The 14,025-nt window shown below is 64.0% G+C and carries 14 protein-coding genes; 3 read left to right on the forward strand and 11 right to left on the reverse strand.

What is annotated here, in order from left to right; all coding sequences use genetic code 11:
* The first annotated feature begins 36 nt into the window (after nucleotides 1-36).
* Nucleotides 37-1,236, forward strand: coding sequence for an NAD(P)/FAD-dependent oxidoreductase (locus JFU04_RS17265; RefSeq protein ID WP_201145110.1), 1,200 nt, complete (start codon nucleotides 37-39; stop codon nucleotides 1,234-1,236).
* A gap of 21 nt (nucleotides 1,237-1,257) precedes the next feature.
* On the opposite strand, the gene aqpZ is transcribed toward JFU04_RS17265, so the two are convergent.
* The 4 genes from aqpZ to JFU04_RS17285 form a co-directional block, all read right to left on the reverse strand.
* Nucleotides 1,258-1,965, reverse strand: coding sequence for an aquaporin Z (gene aqpZ / locus JFU04_RS17270; RefSeq protein ID WP_106803485.1), 708 nt, complete (start codon nucleotides 1,963-1,965; stop codon nucleotides 1,258-1,260).
* Between the two features lie 98 nt (nucleotides 1,966-2,063).
* Nucleotides 2,064-3,254, reverse strand: a complete 1,191-nt coding sequence (locus JFU04_RS17275) for a sugar transporter (protein WP_065907348.1) — start codon at nucleotides 3,252-3,254, stop codon at nucleotides 2,064-2,066.
* A gap of 123 nt (nucleotides 3,255-3,377) precedes the next feature.
* A complete protein-coding gene (locus JFU04_RS17280; protein WP_120448939.1) occupies nucleotides 3,378-3,740 on the reverse strand; it encodes a type 1 fimbrial protein in 363 nt (120 codons plus the stop codon).
* 86 nt (nucleotides 3,741-3,826) lie between these two features.
* Entirely contained in the window at nucleotides 3,827-4,825 is a 999-nt protein-coding gene (locus JFU04_RS17285) for a bile acid:sodium symporter family protein (RefSeq protein ID WP_065907352.1), read from the reverse strand.
* 85 nt (nucleotides 4,826-4,910) lie between these two features.
* Between JFU04_RS17285 and JFU04_RS17290 the strand changes: the two genes are divergently transcribed.
* Nucleotides 4,911-5,699 (forward strand): AraC family transcriptional regulator, encoded by a 789-nt coding sequence (locus tag JFU04_RS17290; protein ID WP_065907354.1) that lies wholly within the window; start codon nucleotides 4,911-4,913, stop codon nucleotides 5,697-5,699.
* 349 nt (nucleotides 5,700-6,048) lie between these two features.
* On the opposite strand, the gene JFU04_RS17300 is transcribed toward JFU04_RS17290, so the two are convergent.
* From JFU04_RS17300 to JFU04_RS17330, 7 genes are all read right to left on the reverse strand, one after another.
* Nucleotides 6,049-7,284 carry a Zn-dependent hydrolase gene (locus tag JFU04_RS17300; RefSeq protein WP_201145112.1) on the reverse strand — a complete coding sequence of 412 codons (1,236 nt, stop codon included), beginning with the start codon at nucleotides 7,282-7,284 and terminating at the stop codon, nucleotides 6,049-6,051.
* Nucleotides 7,277-7,759: an L-2-amino-thiazoline-4-carboxylic acid hydrolase gene (locus JFU04_RS17305; RefSeq protein ID WP_106803480.1), complete on the reverse strand. Its 483-nt coding sequence runs from the start codon at nucleotides 7,757-7,759 to the stop codon at nucleotides 7,277-7,279. Before JFU04_RS17305 ends, JFU04_RS17300 begins: the two co-directional genes overlap by 8 nt.
* 222 nt (nucleotides 7,760-7,981) lie before the next feature.
* Nucleotides 7,982-9,121: a branched-chain amino acid ABC transporter substrate-binding protein gene (locus JFU04_RS17310; RefSeq protein WP_201145114.1), complete on the reverse strand. Its 1,140-nt coding sequence runs from the start codon at nucleotides 9,119-9,121 to the stop codon at nucleotides 7,982-7,984.
* 68 nt (nucleotides 9,122-9,189) lie between these two features.
* Complete coding sequence (locus tag JFU04_RS17315; protein ID WP_065907359.1) at nucleotides 9,190-9,906, reverse strand: ABC transporter ATP-binding protein; 717 nt, start codon at nucleotides 9,904-9,906, stop codon at nucleotides 9,190-9,192.
* The gene (locus JFU04_RS17320) at nucleotides 9,899-10,672 is read right to left on the reverse strand and encodes an ABC transporter ATP-binding protein (protein WP_065907360.1); all 774 of its coding nucleotides are present in this window, start codon (nucleotides 10,670-10,672) and stop codon (nucleotides 9,899-9,901) included. The genes JFU04_RS17315 and JFU04_RS17320 overlap by 8 nt, the downstream gene beginning before the upstream one ends.
* On the reverse strand, nucleotides 10,669-11,754 hold the full coding sequence (locus JFU04_RS17325) for an ABC transporter permease subunit (RefSeq protein WP_201145116.1): 1,086 nt from the start codon (nucleotides 11,752-11,754) through the stop codon (nucleotides 10,669-10,671). Before JFU04_RS17325 ends, JFU04_RS17320 begins: the two co-directional genes overlap by 4 nt.
* A complete protein-coding gene (locus tag JFU04_RS17330) occupies nucleotides 11,751-12,698 on the reverse strand; it encodes a branched-chain amino acid ABC transporter permease (protein ID WP_106803476.1) in 948 nt (315 codons plus the stop codon). The genes JFU04_RS17325 and JFU04_RS17330 overlap by 4 nt, the downstream gene beginning before the upstream one ends.
* A 172-nt stretch (nucleotides 12,699-12,870) precedes the next feature.
* Between JFU04_RS17330 and JFU04_RS17335 the strand changes: the two genes are divergently transcribed.
* Nucleotides 12,871-13,767 (forward strand): LysR substrate-binding domain-containing protein, encoded by an 897-nt coding sequence (locus JFU04_RS17335; RefSeq protein ID WP_065907366.1) that lies wholly within the window; start codon nucleotides 12,871-12,873, stop codon nucleotides 13,765-13,767.
* Nucleotides 13,768-14,025 lie beyond the last annotated feature (258 nt).

Genomic DNA, 14,025 nt, shown 5'->3' on the forward strand with positions numbered 1-14,025 from the left:
GAGCAATCGTATCGACCTGGTCCCTGGAGCATCCCCATGAAGCAGCACATCCTTATCATCGGCGCCGGCTTCGGCGGTGTCTGGAGCGCCTTGAGCGCCGCACGCCTGCTGGATAAACATGACCGCCATGACGTGCAGATCAGCGTGCTGGCCCCACAGCCGGCGCTACGTATTCGTCCACGTTTCTACGAAGCCGACGTGCATGCCATGCAAGCACCGCTGGGGCCGTTGTTTGCGGCGGTCGGCGTGGACTTCATCGAGGGCGCCGCGGACCGCATCGATGAAAATGGCAAGCAGGTGACCTACCGCAATGCGGCTGGCACAGCCACCACCCTCACGTACGATCGCCTGGTTCTAGCCGCTGGCAGCCGTCTGAATCGACCACAGATGGAAGGCATCCAGCACGTGTTCGATGTGGACCAGATCGAAGATGCCACGCGCCTCGAAGCGCACATCAAGGGGTTGAACAACCTGCCCGACAGCCCGGCACGTAACACTGTGGTGGTGGCCGGCGGCGGGTTTACCGGGATCGAGACCGCGACCGAAATGCCGGCACGCCTGCGCGAAGCACTGGGTGACAACGCCAATATTCGTGTGATCGTGGTGGACCGCGGCCCGCAGATTGCGGCTTCCATGGGCGATGGTATTCGTCCGTCCATCGTCGAAGCCAGCGAACACCTGGGCCTGGAATGGAGATTGAATACCTCAGTGGCCGCGGTGGATGCCGGCGGCGTGACCCTGGCTGATGGGGAACGCATTGAGTCCAGTACCGTGATCTGGACCATCGGCTTTCGCGCCAACCCGCTGACCGAACAGGTCAGCGGCACCCTTGATCCCCAGGGCCGCCTGCATGTGGACGGCAACCTCAAGGTCAAGGGCCTGGCCGATGTCTTTGCCGCCGGTGATGTGGCCTACGCCGCCACCGATGACCTGGGTCACTTCGCCGGCATGTCCTGCCAGCACGCCATTGCCCTGGGCCGCTACGCCGGCAACAACGTCGCCGCCGACTTGATCGGTGTGGCCCCGATGACCTACAGCCAGCCCAAATACGTCACCTGCCTCGACCTCGGTGCCTGGGGCGCGGTGTACACCGAGGGCTGGGATCGTCAGCTCAAACTGGTGGGCCAGGAAGCCAAGGAGCTTAAACAGCAGATCAACACCGTGTGGATCTACCCACCCGCTGCTGATCGAGCCACCGCGCTGGCGGCGGCTGACCCGCTGATCCCGGTGGCCTGACCGCGCCTGGGGCGGCAGCTATCAACTCTGGGGTGTATTTACCGTCAGGCCACGAGCTGCCAATGCCCCCAATACCCCGCCGACCATCGGCGCCAGCCAGAACAGCCACAACTGCGCAATGTACTCACCGCCGGCGAACAACGCCGGGCCGGTGCTGCGCGCGGGGTTGACCGAGGTGTTGGTCACCGGGATCAGGACCAGGTGAATCAGGGTCAGCGCCAGGCCGATGGCAATCGGCGCAAAGCCTGCGGGCGCGCCCGGCGCGGTCACGCGCATGATGATCAGCACAAAGAAGAACGTGGCGATCACTTCGGCCAGCAACGCAGCCTTCATGTCGAACAGGCCCGGGCTCAGCTCGCCGTAGCCGTTGGCAGCAAAGCCGCCCATCTCGAAACCGGGTTGGCCGTTGGCGATCACATACAGCGCAGCTGCAGCCGCAATGGCGCCAACCACTTGCGCCGCGATATAGGGCAGCACTTTCCCCCCGCACAGGCGGCGCCCGGCCCAGAGGCCGAGGGTCACCGCCGGGTTGAAATGCCCACCGGAGATACCGCCCACCGCGTAGGCCATCGTCAACACGGTCAGGCCGAACGCCAGTGACACGCCGGCGAAGCCAATCCCCAACCCGGGGAACGCAGCCGCCAGAATGGCGCTGCCACATCCGCCGAAAGTCAACCAGAAGGTTCCGAGGAATTCTGCGGTCAAACGTCTTTGCACAAGTGACTCCATTGCTGTTCAGGTGCCGTCACCACAGGACGTGGGCGGTCCTGGGCGACGGTAGCAATGGGCATCATGGCGCCCTGTAAGACTTGTCTGGTTTTAGCGTTTTACCGCGGGGTCGCGGGCACACCCGTGCCGAACCGACGAATCGCCAGGCAATAACCGATCAACGCCACCGCCGCCAGCAAACCGCCCGCCGCGCCGATCCAGGCAAACCCGAAGTGGCTGCCGACCCAGCTGCCCATCAGCGCACCGCCGCCGATACCAATGTTGTAGATGCCGGAGAACATCGCCATCGCCACGTCGGTGGCGTCCGGCGCGAGGACCAGCACCTTGGATTGCATGGCCAGGCCGAAGCCCATGATCGCCATGCCCCAGAACACGCTGAGGATCACCAGGTAGGATTCGGCGCCGCTCAACGGCAGCAGCAGCGACAGGCACGCCGCCAGCAGGAACACCGCGCCGACCACGAACACGTGAGGGTTGAAGCGGTGCACCAGGCTGAACAGCAGCGAACCAATGATGCCCGCGCCGCCGAACACCAGCAGGATCAGGGTGACCGCGCTGCCGCTCATGCCGGCTACACCTTCGACGAAGGGTTCGATATAGCTGTAGGCGGTGAATTGCGCGGTGACGGTCATGGCCGTGAGCACGTACAGCGCCACCAGCGCCGGACGCTTGAACAGCAGCGGCAGGCTGCGCAGGGAGCCGGAGTTCTGGCTCGGCAACGGCGGCAAGGTGCGCGCCAGCCAGAACACCAGGGCAGCAGCGAAGGCGCCAATGACCAGGAAGGTCGTGCGCCAGCCCATGGCTTCGCCGAGCAGGCGGCCCAGCGGAATGCCCAGTACCATCGCCAGCGAGGTGCCGGTAGCGAGCAAGCCCAGCGCCTGCACCTGCTTGCCTTCCGGCGCCAGGCGCACGGCCAGGGACGCGGTGATCGACCAGAACAGCGCATGGGACAAGGCGATGCCGACCCGGCTGAGCATCAGGATGCCGAAGCTGGTGGCTACGCTGGAAAGAATATGGCTGGCGATAAACATGCCGAACAGCACGATCAGCAACTTGCGCCGCTCGACGTTGCGGGTCAGCAGCATCACCGGCAGCGAGGTCAGCGACACGATCCACGCATAGATGGTGAGCATCAGGCCGACACTGGCGATGGGCATGTCGAAGCTGGCGCCAATGGCGCTGAGCAGCCCCACGGGCACGAATTCGGTGGTGTTGAACACAAACGCGGCCAGCGCCAGGGCGATGACCGGTTGCCAGTTGGCTTGGGGGGTTGCGGCTGAAATGCTCATTGAAGGGCGAGGTACTCTGGCGATGATCAAGCGGCCACCCAGGACAAGCGCCGCCGCCGAGCATTCTATAGGTTTCTCGGCCGGCTGTTGACGCCCATCCCCCTCAAAATACCCTCAGCGGGGTCACGGTAAGGTCATGGTCACCACGTAGTTCCCCGACCGGATCGGCTTGCCGGCGCCATCGACGAGCACATAGCGCTGGTCGTAATACCGCCCGTTGCCACTGTCCGCGACCAGCAGCACGTGGGCCGCGTCGACACTGGCCACCGGCGCCACACCGCGTACATCGAAGTGGCTGCCGCGGCTGGCGACGGCACACTCGTGCAATTCCATCACCGCGCCACTGTGCGTATTTGTCGCACACCCGCCTTCGACGATACTGCCGTGGAACTCAATGCTGCCCTGCCCCACGATCTGCGCGGCGCCGCACGTACTCGCCCAGACACCCAGGAGGCCTGCCATTACCGAAAGACGCTTGACGCTCATGTCGACACTCCTTATTGGGCTCTTACCCACTAAGTCGTCTGCCCGAGCGTTAACTTGAGGCGCCGCGTCCAAAGGTTTGCGCTAGATCAAGGATCCACCTGCCCCATCATCTCGGGAATGCTTTCCGGGCGCTTGGCATAGCGCTGGGCCAGCGCCGCGCAGACCATCAACTGGATCTGGTGAAACAGCATCAGCGGCAGGATCAGCACCCCCATGGTCGCCCCGGCGAACAGCACCTGGGCCATCGGTACGCCGGTCGCCAGGCTCTTCTTCGAGCCACAGAACAGAATGGTGATGCGGTCTTCCTGGTTGAAGCCAAAGGCCTTGCCCAACAGCGTCGACGCCACCAGCACCAGGCCGAGCAACACGCAGCAGGCGACAACCAGGCCACCCAGTTCCCACAGAGGGATCTGGTGCCAGATGCCTTCGTTGACCGCTTCGCTGAACGCGCCGTACACCACCAGCAGGATCGAGCCCTGGTCGACGAACTTCAGCCAGGATTTATTGCGGCCCACCCACGCGCCGATCCAGCGGCGGGCGATCTGCCCGGCGACAAACGGCAGCAGCAATTGCACGCTGATTTTGAGGATCGCATCGACCGTGGAGCCGCCGTCGCCGTGCACGTTGAGCAGCAAGGTCACCAGCAACGGCGTGAGGAAGATGCCGAACAGGCTGGAGGCCGCCGCGCTGCAGATCGCCGCAGGGATATTGCCGCGCGCCAGCGAGGTGAAGGCAATCGCCGATTGCACCGTGGCCGGCAAGGCGCAAAGGTAGAGCATGCCCATGTACAGGTCTTTGCCGATAAGCGGCGAGAGCAGCGGCTTGAGCGCCAGGCCCAGCAGCGGAAACAGCACGAAGGTCAGGCTGAACACCAGCAAGTGCAGGCGCCAGTGCCCCGCACCGGCCACGATGGCCTGGCGCGACAGCTTGGCGCCATGCAGGAAGAACAGCAGCGCGATGGCCAGGTTGGTGACCCAGCCGAAGGCCACGGCAGTCTGGCCGCTGGCGGGCAGCAGGGAGGCGAGGATCACCGTGGCGATCAGCGTCAGGGTGAAGTTGTCGGGCAGAAAACGGGGGCGAGTCATAAGCGGATCTTCCGGGGGTTGCCAAGAGCGTCATCGCGACTCTAACGTAACGGCCTGTTACCGACTAACGCCAATGAGCCAGTAAATGCCGCCTAAAGGACATGCCAACACCGTGCGCCGCAGCGTGCCCGGGCTTTCCAGCCTGCCACGGCCGGTGTATGGCCGTACCGAATCGCTGCCCAACCGCGCACTGACGCGTCGGCACAGCCACCCGTGGGTGCAATTGTCCTACGCGATCTCCGGGGTGCTGGAGATCCAGACCAGCGTCGGCCGCTTCGTCGCCCCGCCGCAACGCGCGGTGTGGATCCCGGCGGGCATGCCGCACCGGGTATTCAGCTCGCCGCACACGGAGATGCGCAGTTTGTACCTCGATTGCAGCGTCACCACCTGGGCAGCCGAGCGTTGCCAGGTGCTGGAGGTGAGCAACCTGTTGCGCGAGTTGATCCGCAGCTTCAGTGAACTCCCAGTGGAGTACGCCGAGGATGGCCCGGACGGTCGGCTGGCCCAAGTGGTGCTCGACCAACTGGCGGCAGCGCCGCAGGTCGACCTGATGCTGCCGTTGCCCCACGACCCGCGCCTGCGCCAGATCTACCGCAGCCTCAACCTGCACCCCGAACAGCAGACTACCCTGGGGCAGTGGAGCCAGAAGCTGGGCGTCAGCGAGAAAACCCTCAGCCGTTTGTTCTTGAGGGACACCGGCCTGACGTTCCGGGCCTGGCGCCAGCGCCTGAGGCTATTGACCGCCCTGCCCGCCCTGGAGCAAGGCGAGCGGGTGACGGATGTGGCGCTGGGCTGTGGCTACGAATCCACCTCGGCATTCATCAACGCGTTTCGACAGCAGTTTGATGCGACGCCCGGTGAGTTCTTTCGCTGACTATAAGGTGAAGGAGATCCAAATGTGGGAGCGGGCTTGCTCGCGAAAGCGGTGTGTCAGTCGACCTCTGCAGTGGCAGATCCAGCGTATTCGCGAGCAAGCCCGCTCCCACATTTTGACATTGCCTGTACCTGCCAGGCATACCAGTCCACCTCGGCATTCATCAATGCGTTTCGCCAGCAGTTTGATGCGACGCCCGGTGAGTTCTTTCGCTGACCATGAGGTGAAGGAGATCCAAAAGTGGGAGCGAGCTTGCTCGCGAAAGCGGTGTGTCAGTCGACCTCTGCAGTGGCTGATACCGCGTATTCGCGAGCAAGCCCGCTCCCACATTTTGAATTGCATGTGTCTGCTAGGCAGAGGCCTTGGCCAGGATCGCCTGGAGCAACACGTCCGCCCCCGCCGTCGACCATTCGGGCGAAATTTCTTCCGCCTCGTTGTGGCTGAGCCCGTCCACGCAGGGCACGAAGATCATCGCGGTCGGCGCTACCTGGTTCAGGTAGCAGGCGTCATGCCCGGCGCCGGAGATCATCGGCCGCTGGCTGTAGCCGAGCTTTTCCGCGCTGGCCCGGACCACCTCGACACAGTCAGCGTCAAAGGCAATCGGCGCGTACTGGAAAATCTGCTTCACGCTGTGCTGCAAGCCAATCCCTGCGGCGATGCGTGCCACGGCGTCGCGCAATTGCTGGTCCTGGCGCGCCAGCACCGCTTCGTCCGGGTGGCGAAACTCCACGCTGAAAAACACCCGCCCCGGCACCACGTTGCGCGAGTTGGGGAAGATGTTCGCCATGCCCACCGTCGCCCGCCCTTCGGCGCCCTGCTCCAGGCCCAGGCCATTGACGGCCTCGACCACCCGGGCAAAACCGAGCAGCGCATCCAGGCGATGGTCCATCGGCGTGGTGCCGGCGTGGGCGCTGCGCCCGCTCAATTCGACTTCATACCAGCGCTGGCCCTGGGCGCCGGTGACGACGCCGATGGTGATGCCTTGGGCTTCGAGAATCGGGCCTTGTTCGATATGCAGTTCGAACGCGGCATGCACGGCCTGGCCGCCGACCGGATGAGGCCCGGCATAGCCGATCTGCTGCAAGGCCTCGCCAATGGTCACACCGGCCTTGTCCGCGCGCGACAGCCCGTATTCCAGGTCGAACACGCCGGCGTAGACACCGGAAGAAATCATCGCCGGAGCAAAGCGCGAGCCTTCTTCGTTGGTCCAGTTGACCACCTCGATGGGGCGCTCGGTTTCGATGCCCAGGTCATTCAGGGTCCGCAGCACTTCCAAACCGGCAAGCACGCCGTAGATGCCGTCGTACTTGCCGCCGAAGGGTTGCGAGTCGCCATGCGAGCCGGTCAGCACCGGCGCCAGGTCATCATGTTTGCCGGAGCGGCGCGCAAAGATATTGCCCATGGCGTCGACCCGCACCGTGCAGCCGGCGGCTTCGCACCACTGCACGAAGAGGTCACGGCCACGACGGTCTTCGTCGGTCAGCGCCAGGCGCGAGACGCCGCCCTTTTCGGTGGCGCCGATCTGCGCCATTTCCATCAGCGATGCCCACAGGCGTTCGCCATTGACCCGCGCCAGGTTACTCATGGGGTTTGGCCCGATAGCGGAAATCACAGTGGTGCGCGCCGCCCATGATGGTCTGGGTGCGGGTCAGTTCGATGTCCGGGTTGTAGCCGACGATAAACAACTCGTCGCGGTTGCACGACAGCAAGTGGCCGATCTCGCCCAGGCCCATCTCGTGGTACATCTCGGCGTAGCGGCAGCGCTTGACGTCGTAGTCATAGTGCTCGGCATCGCTGGCGATGATCTCGACCTTGAGCGCATCATCCTTTTCCCACAACACTTGCAGTTCGACAAAACTCTTGAGGTCGGCGCCCTGCTCTTCCAGCGCGGCAAAATGCTTGCCGGCCTGAATCGCCGCGTTGCCCACGGCCTCGCCGATCACGGCGGCGGCAAAGGCCTTGCCCTGCTCGCGCACCAGGATCTCGTAGATCGGCTTGATGATTTCGGCTTCGATCCGCCGCCGGGCAAGAATGCCCAGTTCACCTTCCAGATTGCTCATTGTGTGCCTCCGTCAGCTCCACAAAACCTATTGATTGCCCCCACACTGAGAGGCTTTTCTGTGGCGAGCGGGCTTGCCCCGCGTGGGGCTGCAAAGCAGCCCCAATAAGCACGCCGCGTTGTCTCAGATACACCTCGGCAGCTGATTTTGCAGCGGCTTCGCCACCCAACGCGGGACAAGTCCACTCACCACACCAGCAGTTCGCCGGCCAGACGTCGGCGGTTATTGACCGCCTGCCACACTCACCGGCTGCCATTGATTGGCCTTGACCTGGTAAACGGTGAACGACGGTTTCTTCAAGTTACCCTCGGCATCGAAGGCAATAGTGCCGGTCACGCCCGGGTAACTGATCGCGCGCAGCACCGGCAGGTACTTCTGCGGATCCACCGAATCGGCCTTTTCAATCGCCGCCACCAGCACGCCGACGCCGTCGTAGGCAAACGGCGCATGCAGTTCGATATTGGTTTTGTAGCGTTCTTTATAGGCCTGTTCGAACGCCTTGCCACCCGGCATCTGTGCAACCGCCAGGCCCGGCTCCAGGGCTATCACGCCCTCACCTTCGTTCTGCGCCAGTTGCAGGAAGGTCTGGCTGACAAACCCGCCGGCCCCCATCAACGGCGCCTTGATGCCCAACTGCTTGATGCGTCGGGCCAGCGGCGCGGCCTGGGCGTCAACGCCGCCGAAGAAGATCAGGTCGGGGTTCTGGCTGCGGATATTGGTAAGCACCGCGCTGAAGTCGATGGTCTTGTCGTCGACATATTCTCGGGCAACCACCTTGGCGTCCCCGGCCTGGACGGATTTGACGAACTGGTCTGCCAGGCCCTGGCCGAAGGCGGTGCGGTCGTCGATCACGGCAATGCGCTGCGCCTTGAGCGTATTCAAGGCATAGGCGCCGGCTACCTGACCGCCATCGTCGTCATGGCCCATGATGCGGAAACTGGTGTCGAAACCCTGCTGCGTGTAGGCATGCCCCGTGGCCACCGGCGCGACCTGGGCGATGCCGGCGTCGTGGTACACCCGCGCCGCCGGAATGCTGGTGCCGGTATTCCAGTGACCGACCACGCCGACCACGCCCTCATCCACCAGGCGCTGGGCGACGGTCACGGCCGTGCGCGGGTCAGACTGGTCGTCTTCGGACACCAGCTTGAAAGTCACCGCTTCACCGTTGATCTTCGGGTGCTGGGCGTTGGCCCGGTCGATGGCCAGTTGCGCGCCATTTTCCAGGTCTTTGCCGATCCGCGCGGACGGGCCGGTCAGCGGGCCCGCCAAGCCGATCAGCACGGTCTGGTCGGCCTGGGCCACGGCGCTTGCCAGGCTGCTCAGGGCCAGGCCTATCAATACGGTTTGCTTCAAAGTCTTCATCAGTCGTTCCTGTGTCTTTTCGGGCGGGTCGAAACACGCCGGGCGTCCGGTAGCGTCATGGTTGGGTTCTATTCACCGAGGTAGGCGCTGCGCACCTCGGGGTGTTCAAGCAATGCGGCGGACGGACCGACAAGGCTGATGCGCCCGGTGTCCATCACGTAGGCGCGGTCGGTGACCTGCAGCGCCAGCCGAGCGTTCTGCTCCACCAGCAACAACGTCATGCCCTGGCGGCAGACGTCGTCGATCACCTGGAAGATCTTCTCGACCATGATCGGCGCCAGGCCCATGGACGGCTCATCGAGGATCAACAGGCGCGGGCGCGACAGCAGCGCACGGGCCAGGGCGAGCATCTGTTGCTCACCGCCTGACAGCAGCCCGGCGGACTGTTGCAGGCGCTCTTCGAGGCGCGGGAAGTGTTCGAATAACTGGCGCATTTCACGCTGCACCTGCGCGTGATCGCGGCGCACAAAAGCGCCGGCCTGCAGGTTTTCCAGCACACTCATCCGCGCAAAAATCCCGCGCCCTTCCGGCACCATGGCGATGCCCTGGCGCAGCAGTTGGTCCGGTGCCTGGCCTCGAATCGAGCGCCCGGCAAACCTGATCGTGCCCTTGGCGGCCGGCAGCAGGCCGGTCAACGCCTTGAGGCTGGAGGTCTTGCCGGCGCCATTGGCACCGATCAGCGTCACGCGTTCGCCTTCGGCGATCTGCAGGTCCAGGGACTTGACCGCCTCGATCGCGCCGTAGCGCACCTGCAAACCGTCGACGTGCAACAGGGCTTCAGACATGTGCACTGGCTCCCAAATAGGCCTGGATCACCGCCGGGTGCTGACGTACCTCGGCCGGTGGCCCGACGGCAATGACCTGGCCGTAATCGAGCACGCTGATGCGGTCGCACACGCCCATCACCAGCTTGACGTCGTGCTCGATCAACAACAGCGTGTGGCCGTCGTCGCGGATTTTTTCCAGCAGGCCGCGCAGTTGTACCTTCTCACTGGCGTTCATGCCCGCCGCCGGTTCGTCCAGCGCCAGCAGGCGCGGTTCGGTGGCCAGCGCGCGGGCGATTTCCAGGCGGCGCTGGTGGCCGTAGCTCAGGCTGTCGGCGCGATAGTTGGCAAAGCCGGCCAGGCCCACATAGGCGAGCAAACGGTGGGCATGCGCGCGGGTTTGCGCCTCTTCATCACGGGCGCGGCGATGGCGGCTCAAGGCGGCCCACAGGCCGTTGCGGGTGCGCACATGGCGCCCGACCATGACGTTTTCCAGCGCACTCATGGCATTGAACAGGCGGATATTCTGGAACGTGCGCGCGATGCCGGCTTCGGCCACCTGGTGCACGCTGGTCGGCCGGTACTCGCGCCCGTCCAGCTGGAAGCGCCCGGAATCCGGGGTATAGAGGCCGGTCATGACATTGAAGAAGGTGGTCTTGCCGGCGCCATTGGGGCCGATCAGCCCGTAGATTTCGCCGGGCTGGATGCTCAGGCTCACGTCGGTCAGCGCCGCGACGCCGCCGAAGTGCTTGTTGACCTGGTCAATCTGCAACAACGGTGCGTTCATCGTGCCACTCCTTTGGGCCATAGCCCGGCAGGTCGGTAGAGCATCGCCAGGATCAGCGCCAGGCCGTAGAACAACTGACGGATGATTTCCGGGTCGACCAGCACCTGGCCGAACAGCGCCTGCTGCAGCGGGCCCATGCTCGCGCGCAGGGCTTCGGGCAGCGCAGCCAGCAGCACGCAGCCGAGCATCACCCCGGGGATATGGCCCATGCCGCCGAGCACCACCATCGCCAGCACCGCGATGGACTCATTGAGGGTGAACGATTCCGGCGAGACAAAACCCTGGAACGCTGCGAACAGCGCGCCGCTCACGCCGCCGAACGCGGCGCCAATCGCAAACGCCAGCAGCTTGAGGCGCACGGTATTCACGCCCATGGCCTGCGCCGCTTCTTCGTCTTCGCGGATCGCCACCCAGGCGCGGCCGATGCGCGAGCGCTCCAGGCGAATGCAGGCGAACAGGATCAGCACCACCAGCGCGGCAAACAGGTAGTAATAGAGGTATACCGACGGCAGGCGCAGGCCGAACAGCTCCTGGGGGCGCCCCAGGTTCACGCCCAGCAGGCTGACCGGATCGACTTGCGAAATGCCTTTGGGGCCGTTGGTGATATTCACCGGACGATCGAGGTTGCGCAGCAGGATGCGGATGATCTCGCCAAAGCCGAGGGTGACGATGGCCAGGTAGTCGCCACGCAGGCGCAAGGTCGGCGCCCCGAGCACCACCCCGCAGCCGGCAGCGAGCAAAGCGCCCAATGGCAGGATCAGCCAGATCGAGGTGTGCATCCCCGCCGGCAGCCACGCCACCAGCGCCGGAAACTGCTGCAACAGGTGCGGCGACGACAGCAGCGCGGCAAGGTAGGCGCCCACCGCGTAGAACGCGATAAAGCCCATGTCCAGCAGCCCGGCGTAGCCGACCACGATGTTCAGCCCGAGGGCGAGCATGATGTACAGCAAGGCAAAATCCAGGGTGCGTACCCAGGTGTTGCCGCCGGCATGCCCGACGATCCACGGCGCCAGCACCAGGGCCACGGCGAACAGCAGCAGGCCGAGGGTCGCGCGTTTGTTGGCGTTCAGAGAGTGGCTCATGCGCGCGTCGCCAAGCGTTCGCCCAGCAGCCCGGACGGCCGGAATACCAGCACCGCGATCAACACGATAAAGGCGAACACATCCTGGTAATTACTGCCGAACACGCCGTTGGTGGCGGCACCGAGATAGCCGGTGCCCAGGGCTTCGATCAGCCCCAGCAGCAGGCCACCGAGCATCGCACCCTTGAGGTTGCCGATTCCGCCCAGCACCGCTGCGGTAAAGGCCTTGATCCCCGGCAAGAAGCCCATGTAGAAATGCGCGCTGCCGTAGTTGCTGGCCATCATCACCCCGGCCAGCGCCGCCAGGGCACCGCCGATGGCGAAGGTGAGCACGATGATGCGGTTGGGGTTGATGCCCATCAGGCTGGCGACTTGCGGGTTCTCTGCCACGGCGCGCATGGCCCGGCCAAAACGGGTGCGCTCGACCAGCACCAGCAGCGCGACCATCACCGACAACGCGATGGCGATAGTGGTCAGCGCGGTGGCGTTGGTGATCGCCGGGTGCGCCGAAGCGCCGGCCAGCACTTCGATGGGTTCCAGCGGCAGCAGTTGCGGGAACATCTGCGGGTTGCGCGTCCACACCAGCATGGCGAAGGTCTGCAGCAGCAGCGACACGCCGATCCCACTGATCAGCGGCGCCAGGCGCGGGGCGTGGCGCAGGCGGCGATAGGCCACGCGCTCGATCACCACGGCCAGCAGCGCACAGAACGCCATCGCGACCAGCGTCGCCAACAGCAACACCAGCACCGGCGGCAATGCCGGCCAGGTGGCTTGCACCAGGCGGATCACCGACAGGCCCACCAGCGCGCCGATCATCAACACATCGCCATGGGCAAAGTTGATGATGCGCAAAATGCCGTAGACCATGGTGTAACCCAGGGCCACCAGCGCGTAGAGACTGCCCGTCATCAAGCCATTGAGCAGTTGTTGGATAAACCCATCCATCAGGACCCTGAACCTCAGTGCGTACAAGGGCGGCACACTAAGCATCTATTCTGTTTTTATCAAATATCAGAAAGTCATATGGTTATACCAAAGCGATAACAGGTTATTTACGCCATGTTTACGGCATTTATGGCTCTTTATTTGCGCAAAGAGTTGGTATTTAATTCAACACATGAATAAATTAGAACAGTTAGCCAATGACCCTCCCCTGCGCGCCGTGCGCACCTTCGAAGCGTTTGCGCGCCATGGCGGGGTGAATGCCGCCGCGCGCGAGCTGGACGTGTCCGCCTCGGCGATCAGCCATCAACTGCACTTGCTCGAAGATTTCCTGCAGCAGCCGCTGACCTTGCGCCAGGGCCGCAACCTGGTACTTACCGATGAAGGCCGCGAGTATTACCGTGCGATTCGCTCGGCGTTCGCGGTACTGCGCAGCGCCACCGAACACGTGCGCGAGAAAAGCGCCACGCGCCAGGTCACCATCAGCCTGATCCCGTTGTTTGGCATCAACCTGTTCATCCCGCGACTGGCCGACTTCCTCAAGGACCACCCGGCGCTGGACATTAACGTGACCTACGCCAACCACCGCAGCTACCCCAGCGACGCGGCCGACCTGTCGATCCGCTTCGGCACCGGGCACTGGCCGGGCTATCACAGCGAGCCATTGATTTGCGGCGCGGTCACACCCTATTGCAGTCGCGCATTCCTGGCACAACACGGCCCCATCGACACACCGCAGGCCCTGAGCCAACTGCCTCTGCTGCACGACGAAGAACGCGGCACCTGGGGCCAATGGTTCGAAGCCGCCGAAGTCGACGCCACGGCGCTCAATGGGTTGCTGTTGGAAGATGGCCAACTGGCACTCACGGCCACCCTCACCGGCCTCGGCTGCGCCTTGCTGCGCGAGCCGCTGGTGACGCCACATGTGGCCAGTGGTGAGTTGGTGAAGCTGTTCGACCTGCAGGTCAACGACGGCCGCCAGTACTACCTGTGCCGACGGGCCAACAGCGAATTGTCGAGCGAGGGGAATGACTTGTATGACTGGATCAAGCGCAGCTTGATAGCGGTGTAGAGCGCGATTTAAGCGGTGGGAGCGGTGGAGTTACAGCGCGGCTGCGAGGGCGGTGGGTCTGACAGTTCTTCTGTGCCTGACACACCGCCTTCGCGGCCTCGCTGGGGCTCGACGGCTCCCACAGGGGGGGGGCGGCTGTGTGGCTGGGATTTGAGCAAGCACCGGGTTTCGCTGATTGCAGTTTCTGCAGAGTGTCGCTGGGTGAGCTGGATCCCAGCGACCACTAGGTTTCGCTATGTAGCTGAGATTCCAGCCACC

This window comes from Pseudomonas sp. TH21, from assembly GCF_016651025.1.
GTDB classification, from domain to species: Bacteria; Pseudomonadota; Gammaproteobacteria; order Pseudomonadales; family Pseudomonadaceae; genus Aquipseudomonas; species Aquipseudomonas aylmerensis.